The sequence below is a fragment of the Micromonospora sp. LOL_013 genome (genome assembly GCF_048060315.1).
Lineage (GTDB): Bacteria > Actinomycetota > Actinomycetes > Mycobacteriales > Micromonosporaceae > Micromonospora_E.
Genome location: NZ_JBHMIQ010000119.1, coordinates 1 through 403, shown reverse-complemented (window position 1 = coordinate 403; position 403 = coordinate 1). Strand labels below are relative to the sequence as shown.

The following is a 403-nucleotide window of genomic DNA, read 5'->3' as shown; positions in this document are numbered from 1 at the left end:
CGCAGGGTGCGCAGGGTGCGCAGGGTGCTGATGGTGCCCAAGGTGCGCAGGGTGCGCAGGGTGCGCAGGGTGCGCAGGGTGCGCAGGGTGCTGATGGTGCCCAAGGTGCGCAGGGTGCGCAGGGCGTGCAGGGCGTGCAGGGTGCGCAGGGTTTCCAGGGTGCTGATGGTGCCCAGGGTGCGCAGGGTGCTGATGGTGCGCAGGGTGCGCAGGGTGCTGATGGTGCCCAGGGTGCTCAAGGTGCGCAGGGCGTGCAGGGCGTGCAGGGTGCGCAGGGTTTCCAGGGTGCGCAGGGTGCTGATGGTGCCCAAGGTGCTCAAGGTGCTGATGGTGCCCAAGGTGCGCAGGGTGCGCAGGGTGCGCAGGGTGCTGATGGTGCCCAAGGTGCTCAAGGTGCGCAGGG

The 403-nt window shown here is 70.2% G+C and carries 1 protein-coding gene; it reads right to left on the bottom strand.

Annotated elements, in window-relative coordinates; genetic code table 11:
• On the bottom strand, positions 1 to 320 hold a 320-nt coding region (locus ACFHWS_RS28585), incomplete at its 3' end, for a hypothetical protein (protein WP_416569595.1).
• Between the last annotated feature and the right edge of the window lie 83 nt (positions 321 to 403).